This window comes from Bacillus safensis (assembly GCF_039619585.1).
GTDB lineage: Bacteria > Bacillota > Bacilli > Bacillales > Bacillaceae > Bacillus > Bacillus safensis.
In genome coordinates this window covers 1,327,164-1,350,216 of sequence record NZ_CP154909.1, presented here as the reverse complement: position 1 = coordinate 1,350,216, position 23,053 = coordinate 1,327,164, and the positions used below count along the sequence as shown (strand labels likewise).

General features: G+C 41.3%; 24 protein-coding genes. 5 read left to right on the top strand and 19 right to left on the bottom strand.

All coding sequences use genetic code 11. From position 1 onward, the window contains the following. Nucleotides 1–30: 30 nt before the first annotated feature. The 5 genes from ade to AAYR28_RS06865 all read right to left on the bottom strand — a co-directional run bounded on the left by ade (nt 31) and on the right by AAYR28_RS06865 (nt 5,305). Nucleotides 31–1,761: an adenine deaminase gene (gene ade, locus AAYR28_RS06885; RefSeq protein WP_264316087.1), complete on the bottom strand. Its 1,731-nt coding sequence runs from the start codon at nt 1,759–1,761 to the stop codon at nt 31–33. A gap of 262 nt (nt 1,762–2,023) precedes the next feature. Then, nucleotides 2,024–2,692, bottom strand: a complete 669-nt coding sequence (locus AAYR28_RS06880) for a potassium channel family protein (protein WP_008345123.1) — start codon at nt 2,690–2,692, stop codon at nt 2,024–2,026. Nucleotides 2,693–2,729: 37 nt separating this feature from the next. Next, nucleotides 2,730–3,566, bottom strand: coding sequence for a gamma-glutamylcyclotransferase (locus AAYR28_RS06875; protein WP_070325777.1), 837 nt, complete (start codon nt 3,564–3,566; stop codon nt 2,730–2,732). Between the two features lie 4 nt (nt 3,567–3,570). Further along, complete coding sequence (locus AAYR28_RS06870; protein WP_046310821.1) at nt 3,571–4,881, bottom strand: ATP-binding protein; 1,311 nt, start codon at nt 4,879–4,881, stop codon at nt 3,571–3,573. 145 nt (nt 4,882–5,026) lie between these two features. Continuing rightward, on the bottom strand, nt 5,027–5,305 hold the full coding sequence (locus AAYR28_RS06865) for an AbrB/MazE/SpoVT family DNA-binding domain-containing protein (RefSeq protein WP_024424746.1): 279 nt from the start codon (nt 5,303–5,305) through the stop codon (nt 5,027–5,029). A gap of 276 nt (nt 5,306–5,581) precedes the next feature. Here AAYR28_RS06865 and mreBH point away from each other — a divergent pair, with 276 nt between their 5' ends. From mreBH to AAYR28_RS06850, 3 genes are all read left to right on the top strand, one after another. Then, entirely contained in the window at nt 5,582–6,589 is a 1,008-nt protein-coding gene (mreBH, locus tag AAYR28_RS06860) for a rod-share determining protein MreBH (protein ID WP_024424745.1), read from the top strand. A gap of 74 nt (nt 6,590–6,663) precedes the next feature. Next, nucleotides 6,664–6,795 (top strand): protein YkpC, encoded by a 132-nt coding sequence (locus AAYR28_RS06855; protein WP_003210922.1) that lies wholly within the window; start codon nt 6,664–6,666, stop codon nt 6,793–6,795. A gap of 108 nt (nt 6,796–6,903) precedes the next feature. Beyond that, nucleotides 6,904–8,136: an aminopeptidase gene (locus tag AAYR28_RS06850; protein ID WP_034281621.1), complete on the top strand. Its 1,233-nt coding sequence runs from the start codon at nt 6,904–6,906 to the stop codon at nt 8,134–8,136. Nucleotides 8,137–8,174: 38 nt separating this feature from the next. Here AAYR28_RS06850 and AAYR28_RS06845 read toward each other — a convergent pair whose 3' ends face one another. Then, nucleotides 8,175–9,794 (bottom strand): ABC-F family ATP-binding cassette domain-containing protein, encoded by a 1,620-nt coding sequence (locus tag AAYR28_RS06845; RefSeq protein WP_024426884.1) that lies wholly within the window; start codon nt 9,792–9,794, stop codon nt 8,175–8,177. 143 nt (nt 9,795–9,937) lie between these two features. Between AAYR28_RS06845 and AAYR28_RS06840 the strand changes: the two genes are divergently transcribed. Next, on the top strand, nt 9,938–10,213 hold the full coding sequence (locus tag AAYR28_RS06840; RefSeq protein WP_024424743.1) for a hypothetical protein: 276 nt from the start codon (nt 9,938–9,940) through the stop codon (nt 10,211–10,213). Nucleotides 10,214–10,276: 63 nt separating this feature from the next. On the opposite strand, the gene lepB is transcribed toward AAYR28_RS06840, so the two are convergent. The 8 genes from lepB to AAYR28_RS06800 form a co-directional block, all read right to left on the bottom strand. Further along, complete coding sequence (lepB, locus tag AAYR28_RS06835; protein ID WP_029706712.1) at nt 10,277–10,849, bottom strand: signal peptidase I; 573 nt, start codon at nt 10,847–10,849, stop codon at nt 10,277–10,279. Nucleotides 10,850–11,060: 211 nt separating this feature from the next. Further along, nucleotides 11,061–12,953 carry a PTS fructose transporter subunit IIABC gene (locus AAYR28_RS06830; protein ID WP_024424741.1) on the bottom strand — a complete coding sequence of 631 codons (1,893 nt, stop codon included), beginning with the start codon at nt 12,951–12,953 and terminating at the stop codon, nt 11,061–11,063. A gap of 13 nt (nt 12,954–12,966) precedes the next feature. Beyond that, a complete protein-coding gene (pfkB, locus tag AAYR28_RS06825) occupies nt 12,967–13,878 on the bottom strand; it encodes a 1-phosphofructokinase (RefSeq protein ID WP_025092362.1) in 912 nt (303 codons plus the stop codon). Beyond that, complete coding sequence (locus tag AAYR28_RS06820) at nt 13,875–14,630, bottom strand: DeoR/GlpR family DNA-binding transcription regulator (protein ID WP_034281614.1); 756 nt, start codon at nt 14,628–14,630, stop codon at nt 13,875–13,877. Before AAYR28_RS06820 ends, pfkB begins: the two co-directional genes overlap by 4 nt. A 316-nt stretch (nt 14,631–14,946) precedes the next feature. Further along, entirely contained in the window at nt 14,947–16,140 is a 1,194-nt protein-coding gene (locus tag AAYR28_RS06815; protein WP_034281613.1) for an ABC transporter permease, read from the bottom strand. Further along, nucleotides 16,127–16,828 carry an ABC transporter ATP-binding protein gene (locus AAYR28_RS06810; RefSeq protein ID WP_034281612.1) on the bottom strand — a complete coding sequence of 234 codons (702 nt, stop codon included), beginning with the start codon at nt 16,826–16,828 and terminating at the stop codon, nt 16,127–16,129. Before AAYR28_RS06810 ends, AAYR28_RS06815 begins: the two co-directional genes overlap by 14 nt. Then, a complete protein-coding gene (locus AAYR28_RS06805) occupies nt 16,825–17,931 on the bottom strand; it encodes an efflux RND transporter periplasmic adaptor subunit (protein ID WP_264316086.1) in 1,107 nt (368 codons plus the stop codon). Before AAYR28_RS06805 ends, AAYR28_RS06810 begins: the two co-directional genes overlap by 4 nt. A 9-nt stretch (nt 17,932–17,940) precedes the next feature. Next, nucleotides 17,941–18,567: a YIP1 family protein gene (locus AAYR28_RS06800; protein WP_101677442.1), complete on the bottom strand. Its 627-nt coding sequence runs from the start codon at nt 18,565–18,567 to the stop codon at nt 17,941–17,943. A gap of 517 nt (nt 18,568–19,084) precedes the next feature. On the opposite strand from AAYR28_RS06800, the gene AAYR28_RS06795 reads away from it, so the two are divergent. Beyond that, the gene (locus AAYR28_RS06795) at nt 19,085–19,462 is read left to right on the top strand and encodes a hypothetical protein (RefSeq protein ID WP_034281609.1); all 378 of its coding nucleotides are present in this window, start codon (nt 19,085–19,087) and stop codon (nt 19,460–19,462) included. A gap of 47 nt (nt 19,463–19,509) precedes the next feature. On the opposite strand, the gene moaD is transcribed toward AAYR28_RS06795, so the two are convergent. Genes moaD through AAYR28_RS06770 form a run of 5 tightly spaced genes read right to left on the bottom strand, consistent with a single transcriptional unit; the run spans nt 19,510 to nt 23,033 of the window. Further along, nucleotides 19,510–19,743 carry a molybdopterin converting factor subunit 1 gene (gene moaD / locus AAYR28_RS06790; RefSeq protein WP_034281607.1) on the bottom strand — a complete coding sequence of 78 codons (234 nt, stop codon included), beginning with the start codon at nt 19,741–19,743 and terminating at the stop codon, nt 19,510–19,512. Beyond that, nucleotides 19,736–20,227 carry a molybdenum cofactor biosynthesis protein MoaE gene (locus tag AAYR28_RS06785; RefSeq protein ID WP_034281605.1) on the bottom strand — a complete coding sequence of 164 codons (492 nt, stop codon included), beginning with the start codon at nt 20,225–20,227 and terminating at the stop codon, nt 19,736–19,738. Before AAYR28_RS06785 ends, moaD begins: the two co-directional genes overlap by 8 nt. After that, a complete protein-coding gene (gene mobB, locus AAYR28_RS06780) occupies nt 20,224–20,748 on the bottom strand; it encodes a molybdopterin-guanine dinucleotide biosynthesis protein B (RefSeq protein ID WP_081125261.1) in 525 nt (174 codons plus the stop codon). Before mobB ends, AAYR28_RS06785 begins: the two co-directional genes overlap by 4 nt. Further along, nucleotides 20,730–22,007 (bottom strand): molybdopterin molybdotransferase MoeA, encoded by a 1,278-nt coding sequence (locus tag AAYR28_RS06775; protein WP_034281604.1) that lies wholly within the window; start codon nt 22,005–22,007, stop codon nt 20,730–20,732. Before AAYR28_RS06775 ends, mobB begins: the two co-directional genes overlap by 19 nt. Nucleotides 22,008–22,016: 9 nt before the next feature. Beyond that, nucleotides 22,017–23,033 carry a thiazole biosynthesis adenylyltransferase ThiF gene (locus AAYR28_RS06770; RefSeq protein WP_254001672.1) on the bottom strand — a complete coding sequence of 339 codons (1,017 nt, stop codon included), beginning with the start codon at nt 23,031–23,033 and terminating at the stop codon, nt 22,017–22,019. Between the last annotated feature and the right edge of the window lie 20 nt (nt 23,034–23,053).

The window sequence follows — 23,053 nt, the reverse complement described above, 5'->3', positions numbered from 1 at the left end:
CGCATATATACATATGCGGTTTCTCTCTTTTTATGATTGAATTGGGAGATGCTGAAAGCTTCTGACATCAAACAAACCCTTTGTCGTCATTTTCACATCAGGAATGACTGGGAGTGCCAAAAAGGACAGCGTCAAAAACGGGTTAAAGTCTAAAATAAAACCTGTTTCTTTTAACGCTTCATGGAGTGCATGAAGGCTTTCATTTACAAGATGTGCCGGCTGATCTGAAAGTAAACCAGAGATCGGTAATGGCAGTGTATGAAGAGTCTGGCCCTCTTTGACAACAGTCAAACCGCCGCCTGCTTCTTTTAACGCGTCAATGGCTTTCACGATATCAGCATCATTTGTGCCAACCGCAATTAAATTGTGAGAATCATGTGCAACCGTTGTTGCAATTGCGCCCTTTTCTAATCCAAAGCCGCTGACAATCCCTATCCCCATTTCAGATAAGCCTTGATGGCGTTCGACAAGCACCATTTTTAATACATCTCTTTCTGTATCACTAGTGAATTGTCCGTTCGTTTCTGAAGGAGAGATTTGTTCTAATTTTGTTTCTAGCTGATTTGGAATAATGCGGATGACATTCATTTTTTGATGAGCTGTGATAGGCAGAGCCAGATCTTGCTCTTGAACGTCTATAGCATGAACAGATTGTAATAAGGCTGGACTCGGTGCAATTTTTTCGACACCTGGCTTGTACTCTCCATGCTGCGCCACTAATTCTCCAGCAATAAATACGCTGGTAATGTCTACTTGATGAAGATCAGAGACGAGCATAAAATCAGCATCAAAGCCTGGCGCAATGGCTCCCTTTGTTTTGAGGCCAAAACACTCTGCTGCGTTTAAACTTCCCATTTGATACGCTAAAAATGGGTCTAACCCTTCTTTTATAGACATGCGTACTTGTTCATCAATACTTCCTTCAGCCATTAAATCATCTAAATGTTTATCATCGGTACAAAAGAAAAAGCGTCTTGCATTCTTTTCATTCACAGCTGGTAAAACGCTTTTCACGTTTTTGGCAACAGAGCCTTCTCTCAGCATGACATACATGCCTCTCTTTACACGTGCAAGGGCTTCTTCGGCTGTTGTCACCTCGTGATCTGTTTGGACATTCGCTGTGCGGTAAACGTTTATTAATCGGTCTGTTAAGCCTGCTAGATGGCCATCAATCAATTTATTCTCGTTTTGAGCATCAAGCAGCTTTTGAAGCATATCTTCTTCTGCCTGCTCCACACCGACGTAATCCATCACCTCAGCAAGACCAAGAACCTCTTTCTCTTGATACAAAGGCTTTAAATCTTTCGCTTTTAAAACAGCACCTGATCGTTCAAAACTGACTGCCGGTACGCAGGATGGCAGCATGAAATAAATATTTAAGGCAGCTTTTCTCGCTTCTTCCAGCATAAAACGGATGCCTGTGACCCCTGACACATTGGCAATTTCATGCGGGTCTGTTACGACAGTTGTCACACCGCGCGGGACGACAGCTTTGGAGAATTCAGCAGGGGTAACCATAGAGGACTCGATATGAACGTGGCCATCAATAAAACCGGGTACAAGCATTTGACCTGCTGCATCCAGCTCCTGTTCTCCCTCGTACTCTCCAATCCCTACTATTTGTCCATTTTCAACAGCGACATCAGCGTCTATCCATTCCTGGTTAAACACGTCCATAACTTTCGCATGTTTAATCACTAGGGCTGCTTTTTTTCTCTTTGCAGCTACCTCAATTTGATGTCTGAAAAGCTCCTTATCCAACGACACTGCCTCCTCCAAGTAAACAATATAATGTTTCTTATCGTAAACGAATCTGTTTGCCCAGTCAATGACATTTAGAGAAAATCACCCAGATAAAAAGACTGATTTTTATTTCTGAATAGTGATAATTGCATGAAAAATATGATGAATGACTTTAGCTGTTTATGCAGAACAAAACAGCCCTTTTAAATGTCTTCTTCCCTCTTCACTGTCCACCTCATGTGTACACAATCATATTAAAAAACACCCCGCCTAGGAGTGTTTAATAATCGTTCTGCATTTCTCGTTTTTCAAAACGTCCGATATCGGCAACTGCCCCAATGACAATCAGAATATCTTCTTTTTGAATCATTTCATCTGCGAGCGGTGAAACAATCACTTCTTTTCCACGCTTAATCGCCACAATATTAATGCCATATCTCGCTCTAATATCGAGATCTAAAAGAGAATGCCCTGCAAGCCTGCTGTTGGCAACGATTTCAATGAGGCTGTACTCATCTGACAGCTCAAGATAATCTAATACGTTATTGGAGATGATTTTATGTGCAATTCGTCTGCCCATGTCCCGCTCTGGATGAACGATGCGATCAGCTCCAATTTTATTTAACACCTTTTCGTGGTAATCGTTTTGCGCTTTTACTGTGACCATTTTAACGCCAAGCTCTTTCAGCATAATCGTCGTTAAAATACTGGCCTGAATGTTTTCACCAATCGCAACGATGACATGATCAAAATTGCGAATGCCGAGATTTTTTAAAACAGATTCGTCCGTCGAATCACCAATGACCGCATGTGACGCAATTTTCGCGTATTCGTTCACTCGATCTTCATTCATATCCATGGCCATGACTTCAAGTCCTTCTTCGCTGAGCGCCTTACAAATACTTCCGCCAAAGCGTCCAAGACCAATGACTGCATATTCCTTTTTCATGTTCAGACTCCTTTTATCTCACTTACCATGCATTTTACTACGGTTTGATTAATGAATCCATATGCGAGCGAATTTTTTTGCGGAATGCTTCACTTAAGTAAAGATCTGCTCCTTTTTCAATTTCACTGCGGTAATGACCTGGCGGAGCAATTTCTTCGCTCTTTTGAAGAACAAGAAAGGTTAAACAGTCTTCATATATTTGATCACCTATTTTGACATCGACAAAAGCTGGACGATATGTGCCCTCATAGACGCCTTCTCGTTTGTACAAATATCGAATGGCATCAAAAGGAACCTCATATAAAACACCCTCTGTTTCTCCGCCGTCTTCTACCATATCGGCTCTTGATCCATCAGGCCTTACCAATGTAAATCTAGTTGTAAAGCCGTTCAGAGCACCGCCGCCGATGATTTGTTTAAAATAATGATCAACTTCTGCCAGTTTAAATCTTGCATCATCCATACAGGAGCCATAGGCAAAATAATAGAAGGATGCCGGCTGCTGCTGCCACATTCTATATTCCTTCCAGCAGCCGCTCTCGATCTCCTTCAGCGATGATGCCTTCTGCTTTGGTAAAGTGTATGTAACAGCCGCCACCGGCCCTTTGTCTGTCATGACATCGACCACCTGCTTGTCATACCCTTCCTCAAGCAAATCTATCTTATTCAGCGTGCTTGCGGTTACCTCGTACAATTCTCCATATACTGTGCTTTTCTCTTTTAGAACGCACGCAGGGTATCCTTGACCTGTATCATAGATTCTGCCGCTGATCCAAGCTGATTTAGCTAATGGCCTGCTTTCTTTCATATACGTCTCGTGGTGCTCTTCATGCTGCAGAAGCGTCCCATATACAAATAAAGCTTTCTCCTTCATGAAATCACGTCCTCTCGCCTTGCTGGTGTCTGCTTTTTTGCCACACAGGTAAATAGATATGAAAAGCTGTACCTTTTCCCAGCTCACTGACCACATCCATCCTACCGTGATGATCTTTTAAAATCGCTGCACAGATGGTGAGGCCAAGTCCCGTCCCTTCTGTTTTTGTGGAGAAGAAAGGATCATATATTTTCTGAATATCCTCTTCAGACATCCCTTTTCCTTCATCTTGAATGGTAATTTTCCATTCGTTCATCACTTTTTCTGTTGATATGTATATGCTGCCGCCTTCGGGCATTGCCTCAATGGCATTTTTGATTAAATTAATGAACAGCTGCTTCATTTGATTAGCGTCTGCTAATATAGCGCCGGCATCCTGCTTTTTAAATGGCTGTTTGAGATCAATATTCGAAAGGACTGCATTGGTTTTTAGCAATGTAATCACCTGTTCTAACAGTCCATGAAGCTGAACTTCTTGAAAATGGACCGACTGCGGCTTTGCCAGCACCAGCAGCTCACTTAAAACAAAATCAATCCGTTTAATTTCAGAAAAGATAATGTCAAAATAATCGGTTCTTTCAGGATATTGTGTTTTCATCAGCTGCAAAAAGCCATTTACTGAGGTCAGCGGATTTCTGACTTCATGGGCGATTCCAGCGGCTATTTGTCCTGCAACGGCCAGCTTTTGCGCCTGCATTTGCACTTGTTGATTTGATTTTTCAAGCTCAAGCTTTGCCAGCTTTTGTTTTGTAATATCTGCAACTGTTCCAATACCTCCAGTAAACTGGTGCTCCTCATCAAAGTAGAGCTTATAATGAACGTCTCCCCATACTTTCTTTCCCTCTTTATGAAGAAGCTGCAGCTCGATCCGCCCTGAATCTTTATGCTCTTTGATGACAGATGACAAATGCTGAATAACTCTTTCTTCTTGATCAAAGTACTGATTGTACATCGTACCTAGACATTCATCTATGTCATAGCCGGTCATTTGTTTCCATGCTTGATTTAAGAAAATGATGTGCCCTTTTTCATCTGTTTCAAAGACAATTTCTTGCAAGTTATCTGTAATTCGGTTCAGCCGCTCTGTCAGTTCGTGTGCTTCTTTTTCTCTCTTATTTAGATCTGACACAAGTAAATTCAAGCGGTCTACATATCCTGAGACAACCCAGATCCCTGCTAACACAACGACTGTAAAGGCTAGATCGAGCGGCCAATTAATTTGATAGCCGCCTACATAATAAAAGAAATCCCAGCTTATGATTAAGATAAATGCAAGAACAGATAACACGATCCGCACTTGATATGTTTTGTTCAAATGATTCCACCTGCCGCCCTGAGATTCTTTGTCAATTGTACCATTTTCCACTTATTTTTTGAGGGAGATGGGGCATTTTTAAGGAACTTTTTTAAAGAAAAAATAGCCTGTTCTCAGCACAAAGGAAGAGAGCAGGCTATTTTGATTACTTCTGAAGAGCTTCTTGCAGTTCTTTTAACAGCAGTTCTGCGCCTTCAGCGCTTAATGTAATTTGACCATTTCCATATTCATGGTTCTCTGATGTAATCTCACCAGTCATGAGACAAACGCCCTCTGGCTGATATTTTTTCAAGACGATTTTATCTCCATCTATAAAAAATTCCATACTGTCTTTAATAGCGATATCAAGTGCTCTTCTCAATTCGATTGGCATCACAATACGCCCTAGTTCGTCTACTTTTCTTACGACTCCGATAGATTTCAATTTCGTTCCCTCTTTCTTTCATTAGCTCAAGATCAATCTGTTTTTCACCAATTGATATATCGTAGACGTAAGAGATTCTTAAAAGGTTTCTCCTCTATAAAAATTTTTTTCATAAAAGAAAAAACAAAGGGAAAATTTATTGTGATTGTCAAAATGATACTTGAATTTTACAGATTCATTTCAAGGTGATCACAAACCCCCACAAATGACATCAACCCTCTGAACTTTTAAATGTAAAATTGTTTAAAACAGCAAAAATAGAGATTGGGTGAAAACATGTTTCAAAATGCCGAAATTGGAATTGATTTAGGAACAGCTAACATATTGGTTTATAGTAAAAATAAGGGAATTATTTTAAATGAACCGTCCGTCGTAGCAGTCGATACAGAAACAAAGACTGTACTTGCCGTCGGATCAGAAGCAAAAGAAATGATCGGGAAAACACCTGGGAAAATTGTTGCGATCCGTCCGATGAAAGACGGTGTCATCGCTGATTATGATATGACAACAGATTTACTTAAACAAATCATGAAAAAAGCAGGAAAAAATATCGGGTTTACCTTCAGAAAGCCAACTGTCGTTGTATGTACACCTTCTGGTTCAACAGCTGTTGAGCGCCGCGCCATCAGCGATGCTGTGAAAAACTGCGGAGCAAAACATGTGCATTTAATTGAAGAACCTGTTGCAGCTGCAATCGGTGCTGATCTTCCGGTAGACGAGCCTGTTGCGAACGTCGTAGTCGATATTGGCGGCGGAACAACAGAAGTTGCGATCATTTCATTTGGCGGCGTTGTCTCTTGTCATTCGATCCGAATTGGCGGCGATCAGCTGGATGAAGATATCATTACGTTTGTCAGAAAGAAATATAACCTATTAATCGGCGAACGGACTGCCGAGCAGGTGAAAATGGAAATTGGATATGGTCTTATTGAACATGAGCCTGAATCATTAGAAGTGCGCGGTCGCGACCTTGTGACAGGTCTGCCAAAAACGATCACACTTGTCTCTCATGAAATTCAAGGCGCCATGCGAGAATCACTTCTTCATATTTTAGAAGCGATCCGTGCCACATTAGAGGACAGCCCTCCAGAGCTAAGCGGAGATATTGTAGACCGCGGCGTCATTTTAACTGGCGGAGGCGCTCTTTTAAATGGAATTCAAGAATGGCTTTCTCAAGAGATTGTTGTTCCAGTCCATATTGCAGCCAATCCCCTTGAATCTGTTGCCATTGGAACAGGTCGTTCATTAGAAGTGATCGACAAATTGCAAAAAACTTTAAAATAATCTTCTTGTTCTACTTCTTTTTTTGTCATTTTGATCATATCGTGAGAAATGGATAAACGTGAAGGAGGAAGAACATGTTGCTTGATTTAGGTAAACGGGTCGTTGTCACAGTCATTTTAACGGGTATTATTTTAGGAGGAATGAGCCTGTCGTTTTCACATATGCCGCCTTCTAATGCACAGCCTGTGAAACAACTGAACCGCTAAAAAAGCCGCACGAAAGCGGCTTTTTTATTTTGGCTTTAAACGGGCTCCCCATTTTCCTTTTCGGTCATAAATCTGATATGATGAACATGACTAAAGGAGGGGTTTTTTATGAGTTCATTTGAAAAACAACTAGATCAATATGCGAAGACCATCGTTGAAGTCGGTGTGAATGTACAAAAGGGGCAGGAAGTCGTTGTATCCGCATTTACTGAATCTGCACATCTTGTTCGTCTTGTAGCGAAACACGCGTATGAGCGCGGGGCGAAAAACGTACATATCCGCTGGAGTGATGGTGTTCTCACCCGTTTAAAGTATGAACATGCACCGCAAGATGTATTTGAGCAATTCCCTGAATGGGAAGCACAGATGATGGAAACCATCGCAAAACGCGGAGGCGCTTTTATTACCATCCTGTCAGAAAGCCCTGACCTTTTGCGAGGCATTGATTCGAAAAAAATCGCTGCACAGCAAAAAGCTGCTGGTTCAGCACTACATACATATCGTCAATACGTTCAATCTGACAAAGTCGCTTGGACAGTCGTAGGTGCTGCATCAAAAGAATGGGCGAAAAAGATTTTCCCTGACCATACAGATGAAGAAGCTGTCACGTTATTGTGGGATCAAATCTTTAAAGTCGCACGCGCTGATCAAGCAGATCCAGTTGAGGCTTGGAAAAAGCATGATGCGTCATTAAACGAAAAGGTCAAAATACTCAATGAACGCCACTACCACAAGCTTCATTATGAAGCACCTGGCACAGACTTAACGATCGAGCTTCCAGAGCAGCATATTTGGGTAGGTGCTGGCAGCGTAAGTGAACGCGGCGTTTCGTTCATGGCCAACATGCCGACAGAAGAAGTCTTTACCGTACCGAAAAAAGACGGTGTAAACGGGACAGTCTCAAGCACAAAGCCGCTCAGCTATGCTGGAAACATCATTGATGAGTTTTCATTAACCTTTGAAAATGGCCGGATTGTGGATGTGAAAGCAAAAGAAGGCGAAGATATGTTAAAATCTCTCGTTGAAACAGATGAAGGCTCTCATTATCTAGGTGAGGTTGCCCTCGTACCAGATGATTCACCAATTTCTAACTCAAATATTCTTTATTACAATACACTTTACGATGAAAATGCATCAAATCACCTTGCCATCGGCAGCGGATATGCGTTTAATATCGAAGGCGGAAAAGAAATGAAACGAGAGGAATTGGATGCTGCGGGTGTGAACAGCAGTATTACACACGTTGATTTTATGATTGGTTCAAAGGAAATGAATATTGACGGAATCACAAAAGACGGGAAACGCGAACCGATCTTCCGAAATGGAAACTGGGCGATTTAATCAAAAAAAGACATCCACATTTGGATGTCTTTTTTGTGTTATGCGTAAAGCTCTTCAAGTCTTTTTTGGATGTCTTGATCTGATAAAAACTCATCATATGTTGTTTGTTTATCGACGATGCCATTTGGCGTCACTTCGATAATCCGGTTTGCGACTGTTTCAACAAACTGATGGTCATGAGATGAGAAGAGCATGGCTCCTTTAAAGCTCATGAGACCGTTATTCAGCGCTGTAATGGATTCTAGGTCTAAGTGGTTCGTTGGCTCATCCAGCAGCAAAATATTCGCTCCAGACAGCATCATTTTTGATAACATACAACGAACCTTTTCTCCTCCTGATAAGACACTTGCTTTTTTCTTCACTTCTTCCCCAGAAAAAAGCATACGTCCTAAGAAACCACGCAGGAAGCTTTCGCTTTGATCATTCGGAGAATATTGACGGAGCCAATCAACGAGATCAACATCGTTTCCTTCAAAGTATTCACTATTATCTTTCGGGAAAAAGGCTTGTGACGTTGTGACGCCCCATTTAAATGATCCGCTGTCTGGCTCCATTTCACCAGCAAGGATTTTAAATAATGTGGACACAGCAAGCTCATTACGGCTTAAGAACGCAATTTTATCTTCGCGGTTCATAATAAAGCTGACATTATCCAGTACTTTTACACCGTCAATTGTTTTTGATAGACCTTCTACTTGAAGGACATCATTTCCGATTTCGCGCTCTGGTGCAAAATGAACATACGGATATTTACGTGAGGACGGCTTAATGTCATCTAAAGAGATTTTATCAAGCAATTTCTTTCTTGATGTCGCTTGCTTCGATTTAGAAGCGTTCGCACTAAACCGGGCAACGAATTCTTGAAGCTGCTTAATTTGTTCTTCTTTTTTCTTATTTGCTTCTTGGCTTAGTTTCAGCGCTAACTGGCTGGACTCATACCAAAAATCATAGTTACCGACATATACTTGGATTTTTCCGAAATCAAGATCCGCAATATGAGTACATACTTTATTTAAGAAATGACGATCATGCGAAACGACGATGACGGTATTTTCAAAGTTAATGAGGAACTCTTCGAGCCACTGGATTGCTTGTAAGTCCAAGTGGTTCGTCGGCTCATCGAGAAGAAGAACGTCAGGCTTGCCAAATAAAGCTTGAGCTAAAAGTACTTTTACCTTTTCAGAACCGCCAAGCTCAGACATTTTCTTCGATTGAAGGCTTTCTGGAATGCCAAGACCCTTTAATAGGATCGCTGCTTCACTTTCAGCTTCCCAGCCGTTTAATTCGGCAAATTCACCTTCAAGTTCTGCTGCACGAATCCCGTCTTCATCTGAGAAATCAGGTTTCATATAGATCGCATCTTTCTCCTGCATCACATCATATAGACGTTTGTGACCCATGATGACGACTTTCAGCACTTCAAACTCTTCGTATTCAAAGTGGTTCTGTTTTAAAATCGCTAAACGCTCGCCAGGACTCATATGAACATCGCCCGTTTGAGGCTCAATTTCGCCAGAAAGAATTTTTAGGAACGTTGATTTACCAGCTCCATTGGCACCAATTAATCCGTAACAGTTGCCAGGAGTGAATTTAATATTTACTTCTTCAAATAGTTTACGATCAGCAAAGCGCAAACTAACATTATTTACTGCAATCATTTATTAATCCTCCATCACTCATTCATCATTATGAAGTATAACATGAATAACGTTTGATAGAAACGTCTCTCGCTAAGAACGAAGGCTTTTTGTCTATTATGATATAATAAACGGGAATGATTGATTGAAGGAGTTCGGGCGATTTGAGATTACTCACACTGATGGAATACTGTTTATTGATTTTCTTTATGGGCATTTATTTATCTGCAACAGGCTTTAATGCGAGGGACTTTGGCCTTTATATTGGGCTTGTCCTGATTTACACACTGGTTCACATCTTTTCCAAACGCTTTTTACAAAAGCGGGGAAAAGAAAACCAAAAGATCGGATTGTTTCGATCCGTTTTAGCCATTACCGGATCTGTGTTCGCTTCTGTTCTTGCGATTGTGATCATTGTGACGGTGCTCACACCAAATTAAAAACGACCCTTCTGTAAGGGTCGCTCGTTCAAGTACCTTTCTCTTGCCCATGAGAAGGTGCTTTTATTTTGTCTGTCGAATATCGCCAAATGGGAAGAAAACAAATTCTGATGTCCCGACAACCCGATCCTTTTCAATGAGGCCAAGTCCATTTCGGCTGTCCATGGAATTCAGTCTGTTGTCCCCCATCACAAAGTAATCGTTTTTCGGTACTTTTACTGGACCAAAATCTCCAGTTAAATGCACTTCATACTCTTTCGCATGCGCCTTGTTCTCTTTTAAATAAGGCTCATCTACTTTTTTTCCATTAATGTAAAGCGTATCATCCTTCATTTCAATCGTATCACCTGGAAGGCCGATTAATCGTTTGACATAATGAATCTTCTGACCATCTTTTCCATTAATAATCACGATGTCACCGCGTTTCACACCACCGAGATAGTTAATGGTTTTGTTGACAAACAGCTTTTCCCCGTCATGAAGTGTCGGTTCCATTGACTCCCCTTCCACCACATACGGTTCAAATATAAACGTACGGATGAGCAAGACGAGCGCAAGTGCGATTAAAATGGCTTTGATCCATTCAAATAGTGAACTTTTCTTCTCTGTTTTGGCTTGCTTCGCATCAGATTGAATTTCATTTTCGTTTTGTTTGTTTTCTTCGTTCAAAATACTGCTTCCTCCTAAGACTTTCTGCTAAAAGACTTGAAACGTGAATTGAATAACTTTACTTTATCATATGTCATTTAAAAATTCACAAAACAACCATCTAATTAGATATTTTTTCCTAATTCACTGATAATTAAACAAAAAGAAGCACCGTTTTACACGATGCTTCTCTCCTGCATTACGCTTCTTGTCTGACTGGTTTTTTCAAAATACCCAGTAAAATCGCTGTCACAACGGCACCGATTAAGATGCTGATGATATAAAGAACTGGATGATTTGTTACCCAGAAAACAAATAGTCCGCCATGCGGTGCAGGAAGCGTCACTCTGAAGAATTCCGTTAATCCGCCAGCAACTGCTGCACCAATAACAGCTGAAGGAATCACACGAAGAGGATCTGCCGCCGCAAATGGGATCGCTCCTTCCGTGATGAAGGCAGCTCCCATGAAGTAACATGTAATCCCTGCTTCACGGTCACGTTTTGAGAACTTATTTCTAAAGATCGTTGTTGCAAGTGCAATACCTAGTGGTGGAACCATTCCGCCTGCCATAATCGCAGCATGCGGTGCATAGTTGCCAGCAGCAATCATCGCAAGACCAAATGTGTAAGCCGCTTTGTTAATTGGGCCTCCCATATCAATTGCCATCATACCAGCTAAAATAATACCCATTAAGACAAGGTTTCCCGTACCTAATGATTCAAGCCAATGTGTTAATCCGTCCATCACCATTTTCACTGGTGTGTTGACAATATAATGCATGATAATGCCTGTGAAGAAAATACCGAACAATGGATACAGCAGAACCGGTTTAATCCCGTCGAGTGTCTGCGGTACGAATGTGAATACTTTTTTGAGCAGCACAACAATGTAACCTGCTAGGAAACCAGCAATCAATCCGCCTAAGAACCCTGCACCTGCTGCTGACGCCATAAAACCACCGACCATACCTGGCGCAAAACCTGGACGATCTGCAATACTCATGGCAATAAATCCAGCCAATACCGCAACGATTAAGGCAAGCGCATTATCGCCGCCAATTCCTTTTAAGACAGCTGCAAATGAATTAAATGAAGGGTCCTTAGGATCTGCTGAGTTAATGCCCCAGAAGAATGAAATCGCAACAAGGATACCGCCTCCGACAACAAATGGAAGCATGTTACTTACACCACTCATTAAGTGCTTGTAAAATCCGCTTCTTCCTTTGCCAGATGATTCATTTTCCTCTTTAGAAGAACTGCCGCCTGAACCTTTATAAATCGGCGCATCTTGATTGATTGCTTTTTCAATTAATTCCTGTGGACGGCGAATACCAGCTGTTACAGGGACTTCAATGACATGCTTGCCTTTAAAGCGTTCCATTTCTACTTGCTTGTCCGCTGCCACAATGATGGCTGGTGCTTCTTCAATTTCTTTTGCTGTAAGGGCATGTTTAATACCGCCAGAGCCGTTTGTTTCAACTTTAATGTCAACGCCCATTTCTTTTGCTTTTTCTTTCAAAGCATCTGCTGCCATAAATGTATGGGCAATGCCTGTCGGGCAAGCGGTTACCGCTAAAATTTTAGCAGGCTTTCCTTCTGCAGCCGGCTCCTCTTGAACTTCCTCTTCTTCTTCATCATCTTGATCATGTGTATTGATGATCTCAATGATTTCATCTTCAGTCGCCGCTTCAAGGAGCTGCTTTCGAATTTCTTCACGCATAAGAAGTGTGGATAAACGAGAAAGTGCCTCTAAGTGCGTGTTGTTTGCGCCTTCAGTTGCGGCAATCATAAAGACAAGATGACTCGGCTGTGCGTCTAGTGATTCATAATCAACACCAGCAGTTGAGCGGCCAAATGCAATGGCAGGCTCTTTTACACTTGCTGTTTTAGCGTGCGGGATGGCAATTCCTTCGCCAATACCAGTAGAGCTCTGTTTTTCACGATTGATCACAGCTTCTTTGTAGCCCTCTTTATCATTTAACTTGCCTGCTGTATCTAAAACAGTGACCAGCTCTTCAATGACTGCTTCTTTCTGCTGGCTGTCTAATTGAAGCTTAATGGTATGCTTCGTGAGTAGTTCTGTAATTTTCATGATGACTCCTCCTTTAAATGCGTGTGACTTTTACTTGTGGTAATAGTGTGTCAACAAGCTCTTTTGTGCCAAGCTCCTCAGAAAAGGCTGTAGCGCTTCCTGAAGTAACACCAAGCTTAAATGAATCTTCAATTGAAAGGCCTTTTGAAACGCCGGCTAAAAACCCTGCAACGACTGAATCTCCTGCTCCAACTGAATTAACGAGCGTTCCCTTTGGAACATTGGACTGATAGATTCCTTCTTTACTGAATAAAAGGGCGCCATCTCCAGCCATGGAGACGATGACATGTTCAGCACCTTGTTCTAACAGCTTTTTCCCATAAGGAATTGCTTCTTCTGCTGATGAAATACTCGTCTCAAACATTTCACCCAGTTCATGATGATTTGGCTTCATTAAGAATGGTTTCATGTCAGCTGCTTTTTTTAACGCTTCGCCAGAAATATCAAGAACAACTCTTACACCTTGCTCACGGCAAACTTCAGCAATACGCTCATATGTGTTATGAGGTAATGAAGAAGGAATGCTGCCAGCTAAAACCACGACATCTCCTTCAGTTAATGAAGAAAATTGAGATAGAAATGACTCAAATTGCGCTTCAGTAATTGATGGGCCGAGTCCGTTGATTTCTGTCTCTTCACCTGTTTTTAGTTTCACATTAATTCTTGTATCTTCTGACACCTCGTGAAAGGCTGTTTGTAATTGTTCGTTCTGTAAAAAATCTTGAATATATTTGCCTGTAAATCCACCAATGAATCCAAGTGCTTTTGATTCAACACCGTGACGTTTTAATAGCCTTGAGACATTAATTCCTTTACCACCTGGATATTTTTGATCATAGGTTGAACGATTTAAACCGCCGACTGCAAAATCCTCCACGTGTACAATGTAATCAACTGATGGGTTTAAAGTAACTGTATAAATCATGTTTTCACTACCTTTATAACCGTTTTTTCATGGTAATTATCGAATGAATCCTCTTTTGCGTCGTTTGTGATAATGGTGGCTTCCTGTAAACTAGCAAAGGTTGAAAACGATATTTCGCCAAACTTCGAGGCATCTGATAAGATATAGGTTTTTTTCGCCTGTTTCATGGCTCTTTTTTTCATGAGTGCTTCCTCTGGATCAGGTGTTGTAAAACCCGCCTCGGGATGAATGCCGTTTGTCCCAACAAAGCTTTTGTCAAAACGATAATTTTCCATCGCTGTCAAAGCTGAGGCTCCCACCATGGCTCCTGTTCGATGTTTCACTGATCCGCCTGTCAAGTAAAAGGTAATGCCTTTTCTCATGAGTGCTTCAATGTGCATCACACCGTTTGTCACCACGACAATATCTTGATCTGGATCGATATATTCAATCATTTGCTGTGTGGTTGTACCTGCATCTAAATAAATACAGTCGCCCTGTTTTAAAAGAGATGCCGCTGCCTCTGCTACCAATGACTTTTCTTGAAGGTTTTTGGCAGATTTCTCAAATACATCTGGTTCAAGGCGAATACTCGAAACCTTGGCCGCTCCTCCATGAACCCTTTTCAGAAATCCTTTTTCTTCAAGGGCTGATAAATCTCTTCTAATTGTAGATTCAGACGCATCCGTCATCATCGTTAAGTCCTGTATTTTAATGACATCATTTTCTTCTAAGCTGTCGATAATGAGTTGATGTCTTTCCGGTGTTAACATGAGAACACCCCTTTTGAAAACGTATTCATTTTGCGCGCACCTTTATTGTAATCGCTTTTTTCAACATTATCAATACAAAACAATCAAATACATTCAATAACTATCAAAATCTTTCACCATGGTCATCTTACCTTTATATGTACCATTTGTAAACTGAAAAATATGTGACATTAAGATGAAAGTCATGATATTAGCATTTCTATCATTTTTTATTTCATTCAATGGAACTAAAAAAAGCTTTTATGCGATTTGCATAAAAGCTTTTGATGGGTAATGAAGGCGAATGTAAAACGTTTGTGCTTTTTTCTTCTCCGAATTATTCATACCTGAGCGATTCAATAGGGTCTAGTCTCGCTGCTTTATTCGCAGGAATTAACCCAAAAACAATACCAATGAGCATACTAAACAGTACGCCTCCACAAACCACTTGCCAAGATACGAGAGACGGCCAGCCGGCAAATAGTGAAACTAGCGAAGCACCGCCTAAACCAAGTGCAATTCCCATCAGCCCGCCGATGAGTGTTAAAACGACAGACTCAATTAAAAACTGAACGAGAATTTGCGCCCTTGTTGCGCCCATCGCCTTTCGAATACCGATTTCTCTTGTCCTCTCTGTCACAGAAACGAGCATAATATTCATCACACCGATGCCGCCGACAAGTAAAGAGATTCCGGCTATTGAGCCAATGATCGTTGTCATAACGGACGTTATTTGACCGATCCCTTCTGCGATTTCTTCCATATTGATCATTTCGTAAGCATCTTCTGTATGATGATTTTCATTTAATATGGCAGCCGCGCTCTTTCCTACTTCCTTCATTTGATCCGCATGTGCGACTTGAATAGACAACTTATCATATTCATTCATACCAAATGTGGAGGTGAGCATCGCAAATGGGACATATAATTCATTCATATCAAATGAAAACATCCCTTTCTGTTTTGCTAACACACCGATGACTTCAACTGGCTGTCCGTTCATCCAAATCAGTTCACCTAATGCCTTTTGTCCATTGAATAGTTCTTTTTGTAAGCCATCCGAGATGAGGGCAGCTCTTCTGCCGCTTCTAAAGTCAATATCTCTTAAATTCTTTCCTTCTGCGATTTGTAATGAATGTACATCCGTATACCCCTCATTTATGCCGTTAACTGTCGCATCAACTGTCGTATCTTGAAATCTCAGCTGCATTCCTTGTGCAGTCGAGGAAGCGACCTGCTTCACCCCATTGATTGTCCTAATGCTTTTTATGTCTTCCTCAGTAAATGAGGCTTCGAATAAAGCATTTGGATTTGCATTTAACTCTTCGTCAGAAGGCGTATATGTCATATCAATGGTATTGTTTGGACCTGAAATCGATCCTTTTAACATTTGCTCACCGCCTTGACCGATCGCCACGACTGCAATGACTGATCCAACACCAATAATAATCCCAAGCATCGTTAAAATAGAACGTAATTTATGAGCTAAAACCGAATTCAGCGCTATTTTGATATTTTCAAAGAGTTTCATTCATAGCGTCCCCTTGCATCCATCTATCTTCAACAAGCCGTCCATCTCTCACAACGACCGTACGGTTTGTATAAGCAGCTATTTCTTCTTCATGGGTGACAAGCACAATCGTTGTCCCTTCCTCATTCAGCTGTGTAAACTGTTCCATAATTGACATGCTTGTTTTTGAGTCGAGAGCACCAGTCGGTTCGTCTGCCAAAATAAGCTGAGGCTTATTGACAATCGCTCGTGCAATTGCCACCCTTTGCTTTTGTCCTCCTGACAACTCACTTGGCATATGTTTCATTCGATCTGCCAAACCAACCTTTTCAAGTGCCAATTCCGCACGTTCTTTTCTTTCCTTTTGGCTGATCCCAGCGTAAATCATCGGAAGTTCAACATTGCGTCTCGCATTTAACCTTGGCAAGAGGTGAAATTGCTGAAAAACAAATCCAATGGATTGATTTCGAATAACCGCGAGCTCTTGATCCTTTGCTGCTGACAGCTCTGTACCTTGAAAATGATATTGTCCCGTCGTCGGACGGTCTAAACAGCCAATAATATTCATTAATGTTGACTTTCCAGAGCCTGACGGGCCCATAATGGACATATACTCACCTTTTTCAATGACAAGATTCATGTCACTTAATACATCAAATGTTTCGTGTGCGACCTCATAGCTTTTTGTTACGTTGGAAAGCTGAATCATTCAGCATTCACTTCCATTCCGTCATACATGTCATCTGCTCTATGAGCAATGATTTGGTCCTCTGCCTTGACACCTTTTGTCACTTCAAGATCATGACCTGACGTTTCCCCTATGACCACTTTTACTTTTTTCAGTACATTTTCTCGAACAACATAAACGTATTGTCCATCAGTCTCTTTTTTTACTGCTGTTTCAGGAATTGTTTGCGCCTGGCGCTTATCTGTTTCAATTTCCATGATCATTTTAAAACCAGGCTTCGCCTCAGGTTTCTTCCCCTTTATTTCAACTTCAACAGGATATTGAACCGTTTGATCGCTCGAAGTTGTTTCGGCCGCAGTCTGGACAGGAACAGCACCTACTTTTTTCACGACTCCTTGCCAGCTCTTCCCGCGAATGACATCAGACGTTACCTTCACTTTTTGTTTCTTTTTGATTTTGATGGCATCATACTCTGAGATCAAACCCCGCACGATCATTTTTTTCTCATTACCAATATGGATGATCGGCTGCCTATCTTCCGGCCCCCCTGCTCCGGCCTCTTGCTCAATGGAAATCACTGTTCCATCAATTTTACTATGTACGGTTAAATCTTCTATTTGCGCCTTTACTTTTTCTTGGCTGATCTTTGCTTGCTTTTGTTCTAATTCAGCCGCTTTCAGTTCTAATTGAAGCTGATCTCGCTCGCTTTTGGCATTAGCGTCAGAACCGCCTGCTTTTTTCTCATCTAATTCACTCAGCCTATTTTGCAATTGTTCCAATTTTAATGTACTTGACTCAGCGGCTAATGCTTGCTGCTGCTCCTCAAGCTCCAGTTCCTTGTTTTCATATGTAAGAAGCGGCGTTCCAGCCTTTACCTTTTCCCCTTCTTTCACAGCAATTCCCTTCAATTTCCCCTTTTCCTCTTCTTCATAGATGAACTGCTCTTCAGAGAATGAAAGTGTCCCGGGTGTCATCACCGTAGATGTGATTTCTTTCGGCGTGAGTTTGACTGTTTTAATCGCTGCTGTAGAAACAGGCTTTGCTTGGTTTTTCGCAATATTAAATCCAATAAATAGTCCAATCACAATAATTAAAATAGATCCGATGATGATTTTCTTTCTCATAAAAACATTCTACCCCCAGCTTACTGATATGTTAATTGCTGTTCCTACATATTGAAAAATTAACGATAAGATATAAAAGACGCCTATAATCACCCAAGAAATTCTCGGTGATATACGCCCAACTTGGATGAATAAAAAGCCTGTTAAAACAAGATTCCAGATCACAAATAGATCGATATTGGCTAACACCGCATGCCATGGACCAGAAATTCGAATGAGTGCGTTTAACGAAGTAACCGTGACATCTTTTGGAACATGAAAAAGGATTACTGCCAAATGAGAAATAATCGTCCCAATGATCGTAACGGGTGTAATGAACAGAACCGCTGAAAACAGCTGCCGAAATGATGCATCACCTTTCGCTAAAAATACGATGAACTTATATATAGCAGCATTGATGACAATCCCAAATACCAGACCAATGAGCGTCACCACATAAACAACAGGTACCGGCAAACTTAAATCTGCCCACATTCCCTTATTTACGAGCTCAGACAAATAAGTCACAACAACTGTTAAAATAAGCACACAAGATAAAGGCCACCAAACAACTGGATTTTCCCATACTCTTTTCAGGTGCTCTGATGGTCTTGTGCTCACTCCAATGATCGTAGGTTTTTGCATGTTTTCTTTCACCAAATGTCATCCTCTCTATGTCAAGCAAATATGCAAACGCACAATGACGCTCTTTTTCTTTCTATTTTATCAAAAGATTGCCAATAAGTGATCGATCATTTGATTTTCTTATTTTCGTTGAGAAAAAATTTTATCTATTATTCTATTTTCACGAATGAAACCCTTCAAATGACCCCATGATCCGACCATATTCATATCAAGAATCGTGCTTTTACTGACTTAAAAACATTTTATTAAGTAAACAATATGTTTTTCGGAATAAATATCCTTTTCTTTTGGATTCGCATGGTCTTAGATAGACACAACAATTTTTTGTTAAAATAATCCTAGTAATTTGGACAAATCCCGGCTTTATAGGACTATGATTGGTTTCTTTTACAGAACAAATAAGTCTTTAGTATCAATACTTTCATATTAAAAAATTAAAAATAAAGGGATTTTACTTGATCAAAAGTTATTTTTTCATATAATGTAAAATAGAGGTAGGTTAAATGATAGTGGAAATGGAGTCAAGTGAATGTTAAGAGAAAAATTGAAAATGCAATTGATTTTACTGTATGAAAAGGAACAAGAAGCATGGCAATACTTTCGAAAGGAAAGAGAATCGATTTATCATGAGCTCAAATTACTTGATATGAAAGAAAGCAGACCTTCTAACGACAAAATATACTACGCTGCAAGATGTGTAGATATTATCAAAGAGAAAAAGGGAAGCATTGTGAGCACAAAAGAATTAAAGGAACAGCTTCAAGCCCAAACAGATTTCAATGTGAGACGAATCAGCGAATTGTATGATCTCATTCAGCAGCTCGATCCTCACATTTCTAAAGCAAGAAGGGGATGTTTTATTTACGAAGATCATACCCAAGTACCTCTACAAACTTTTCACACATAAAAAATTGGTTACAGCCGGGCGGCCATAACCAAATCCTCTAATATCTATTATCCACCACTTACAGGAGGAATGAGTGCAACAGTGTCCCCGCTACGCACTTCAGCATTTTCCCTCGTATATATTTCGTTGACTGCAACCATTACATTTTGTGCAGCATCAACACCATATACCTCCTGTAATTCTATTTTAATCTCATCAACCGTTGTTTGTTCTTTTTGAATGATGATTTGTTGTTTCCCGGCCTTCTCAGCAAGGCCGGCGAACAATAACACATTAATCATGCTGATCACCTTCTTTCTCTGCAAGTTGAAGATGGCTAGGTTTACCTTCTGGATATGAAACCGTTTCAAGCTGATTACCTATCCAGGCCTCTCCATCTTCCCAATATTCTTTTTTCCAAATAGGAACGATTTCCTTGATTCGTTCAATAGCATATTCATTGGCTTCGTAGGCAGCCTTCCTATGAGGAGAAGAAACGGCGATCGCAACAGCAATATCCGTTATCTCAAGTGTTCCAATACGGTGCACAATCGCTGCTTCAGTGTCAGGCCACCGATTCTTCATTTCTTGTCCAATCTGCCTTAGCATGCTTTCCGCCATTGGTATGTATGCTTCGTACGTTAAACGCAATGTTTTCTTGCCGTTTGTCCATTCTCTGACCGTCCCGATAAACGTTGTAATCGCTCCTGCCTTTCGTCTTGTCACATGCTGAATCAATTCGTTTACCTCAATCGGTGTTTTTGTTATTTTAAAAAGTTCGCTCAAAACGTGCCGCCTCCCTTCAATAAGTGAAAAGCAAATGTCATCCCGCGCTTATCAAAAGATGAAAACACAGGAAACGGGTAATTTTCGGTTAATGGATCCTCTTGAGAAAAATAAATAGCTGCTTGTATATTAGAAAGAGTTGAAAGGTCAATAAGCTCCTCTTCATTCTTTACACAAACGATTTTGCGATAAGTCGCCTGTTTGTACCCCTCTATGAGCACTGCGTCTAACGGAAGATGCTGACACATGCTGAGCAGCTGCTCTAACGTGATGTGCTGCATCGAAAAGTGAAATTCACCCTCTCCTTCAACACCTGCGGCATATGCCCCTGCTTGTACATATCGATCGGTATCTTTTTCTTTGAAAAGACGATCTGGTGTCCCGCCATGTCCATGGTGTTTAAAGCAGCCTAGCTTCAGCCCTTCACGTTCAGCCAGCTGACAGAGCTTTTCGATCAACGTGGTCTTGCCGCTATTTTGATAACCGACCACCTGTAATATGCTTAATTTGTCATCCAGCACGAGGAACCACCGCCTTTGTGCTGAAACAGCAGAACAGCAACTTGATCACCTGCTTGAAAACCTCTTGTTCCCCCAGGCAGCACGATGAAACAATTAGCCTCTGCAATAGAGGTCACTGCACTTGATTTATCAAGACCTGTCGGAGTCACACTGATGTGACTGCCAGTGAATTGAAGGGCAGCCCTGACAAAACGAGTAAACGGATTGGCTTTTGGAAAATCATGTGTGAGTTTCGCCTCAGCAAAAGCGGGAAATGGATTTTCTTTCATATACCATTTATAGATGATCGGCTTCACAAATAATTCAAAGCCCACAAAACAGGCAGCAGGATTTCCGGACAGCCCAAACAGCAATTGACCATTTGGCATTGCAGCCACAGTCGTCACACTTCCAGGTCTCATGGCTACTTTATTAAACAGCACCTTGGCTCCCAGTTTTTCATAAATGGCAGGCAGAAAGTCAAAATCGCCCACTGACACACCGCCTGTTGTGATCAGAATGTCTACCTTGCTCATGGCTGCTTTTACTGCATGATAACTTTTGTCAAAGTCATCGGAGACTCCGCCTAAATCAAGCGGCTCAGCTCCGGCCTCAAGTACCTGCGCATAGACCATACTAAGATTACTATTTCTAATCTTGCCGTCCACCATGGCATCACTTACTTGAAGAAGCTCTGTGCCTGTTGAGATAATGCCAATCACCGGTTTTTTGACAACTGGCACTACCGCATATCCGAATGTCGCCAATAGAGCCGTGACGCCAGGAGTGACATCTGTTCCTTTGTTGACCATCACGTTTCCTTTGAGTACCTCTTCTCCTTGACGAGAAATATTGTCTCCCTTTTTCAGCGGTCTTTTCAGTGACATGAATGATTTGCCGCCTTTTTCAAAAGTCTTCGTCAGTTCAATCATGATAACGACATTTGCGCCATTTGGAATTTTTGCTCCTGTCATAATACGAATGGCCTGAAAGGGACCGATGGTTTTTGCTGAGACCATTCCTGCACCAATATGATCAATGACTTCGAATTCAACTGGATGCTCGCTTGATGCTTCTTTTGTATCTTCTGCCCGAAGTGCAAAGCCATCATACGGAGAACGATCAAATGCCGGAACATCATGGTCTGCCAAAATATCTTCTGCAATAAACCGTCCAAGGCTGTCCTTTAAAGGGACCCATTCTATTTCTCCATGTTTTTCGTATTGGTGGACTTTCTTTATGGCCTCTTCTACTTGTATTGGCTGCCGTCTTTCCATCACACTTCACTCCTATATCCCTAGCAGTCTTGCTAGTAATGAATTGGCTTCTTTTTCATCATTTGTTCCATGGATTAATGCACGTCCCCCTTTGAAACAGACCATTCGGTAGTTTTCGTAGCGTACATGGATTAAGAAGTCGTTTACTTCCACCTCACATATAGATGAGAGCCGCTCTTTTATATGCTGAAATGATAGTTTTGCTAAATCCTTTGATACAATTTGAACGGTGTCACGTCCACAAAGCACCGTGGATTTTTTACGCTGGTCATGTAAATAAGGATAGGTTCTTGCCGTGCCGCAAGTTGGACAGTCTTTCTGCTTCGTGCGAGATAAATCCATTTTAAATGATGTAGACTGCCAAAGATCAAACGTGACAAATTTCCGCTCGATTTGCTCTTCATGACCAGTTAAATATTTGAGTGCCTCTGTTTGCTGATAAGCAGAAACCATTTGAACGGCAGGTGAAATAATCCCCGCTGTATCGCACGTCAAGCCGCCAACAGGCATTGCCGTGAACACACATGATAAACATGGCGTTTTATCCGGCAATATGGTCATATACATCCCCTGACTGCTTACACAAGCGCCATATATCCAAGGCGTCTTCGTTTCTAGTGATAAATCATTCATCACCATTCTTGTCTCAAAATTATCTGTTGCATCAATGACGATATCTGCTCTCTGGAATAACGGCCTTAACAGCTCCGCCCCTGCATCTTCAATCAGGGCGTGTATCGTCACTTCATGATTGATCTGCTCGAGACGTTTTTTTGCCGCTGCTGCTTTTGGCACATGTGCGTATGCATCATGTTCCGTGTACAGCTGCTGCCGCTGTAAATTTGAAAATTCCACATAATCACGATCGACAATCGTCAGCGTACCGATGCCAGACCGAACAAGCCCTTCCGCAGAGGCGGTACCAAGAGCACCGGCTCCAACGATCAGAACATGACTTTCAACCAGCGCATGCTGTCCTTTTTCCCCAACCGGAGGGAACAAGATTTGTCTTGAATATCGGTCATTCAATGCTGTTCTCTCCTCACCGT

Coding starts and splice junctions, on each gene's coding strand:
- AAYR28_RS06880 (WP_008345123.1), bottom strand. CDS start 2,692: ATGAAAAAGGAATATGCAGTCATTGGTCTTGGACGCTTTGGCGGAAGT.
- AAYR28_RS06875 (WP_070325777.1), bottom strand. CDS start 3,566: ATGAAGGAGAAAGCTTTATTTGTATATGGGACGCTTCTGCAGCATGAA.
- mreBH (WP_024424745.1), top strand. CDS start 5,582: ATGTTTCAAAATGCCGAAATTGGAATTGATTTAGGAACAGCTAACATA.
- AAYR28_RS06855 (WP_003210922.1), top strand. CDS start 6,664: ATGTTGCTTGATTTAGGTAAACGGGTCGTTGTCACAGTCATTTTAACG.
- AAYR28_RS06850 (WP_034281621.1), top strand. CDS start 6,904: ATGAGTTCATTTGAAAAACAACTAGATCAATATGCGAAGACCATCGTT.
- AAYR28_RS06845 (WP_024426884.1), bottom strand. CDS start 9,794: ATGATTGCAGTAAATAATGTTAGTTTGCGCTTTGCTGATCGTAAACTA.
- AAYR28_RS06830 (WP_024424741.1), bottom strand. CDS start 12,953: ATGAAAATTACAGAACTACTCACGAAGCATACCATTAAGCTTCAATTA.
- pfkB (WP_025092362.1), bottom strand. CDS start 13,878: ATGATTTATACAGTTACTTTAAACCCATCAGTTGATTACATTGTACAC.
- AAYR28_RS06820 (WP_034281614.1), bottom strand. CDS start 14,630: ATGTTAACACCGGAAAGACATCAACTCATTATCGACAGCTTAGAAGAA.
- AAYR28_RS06815 (WP_034281613.1), bottom strand. CDS start 16,140: ATGAAACTCTTTGAAAATATCAAAATAGCGCTGAATTCGGTTTTAGCT.
- AAYR28_RS06810 (WP_034281612.1), bottom strand. CDS start 16,828: ATGATTCAGCTTTCCAACGTAACAAAAAGCTATGAGGTCGCACACGAA.
- AAYR28_RS06805 (WP_264316086.1), bottom strand. CDS start 17,931: ATGAGAAAGAAAATCATCATCGGATCTATTTTAATTATTGTGATTGGA.
- AAYR28_RS06795 (WP_034281609.1), top strand. CDS start 19,085: ATGTTAAGAGAAAAATTGAAAATGCAATTGATTTTACTGTATGAAAAG.
- moaD (WP_034281607.1), bottom strand. CDS start 19,743: ATGATTAATGTGTTATTGTTCGCCGGCCTTGCTGAGAAGGCCGGGAAA.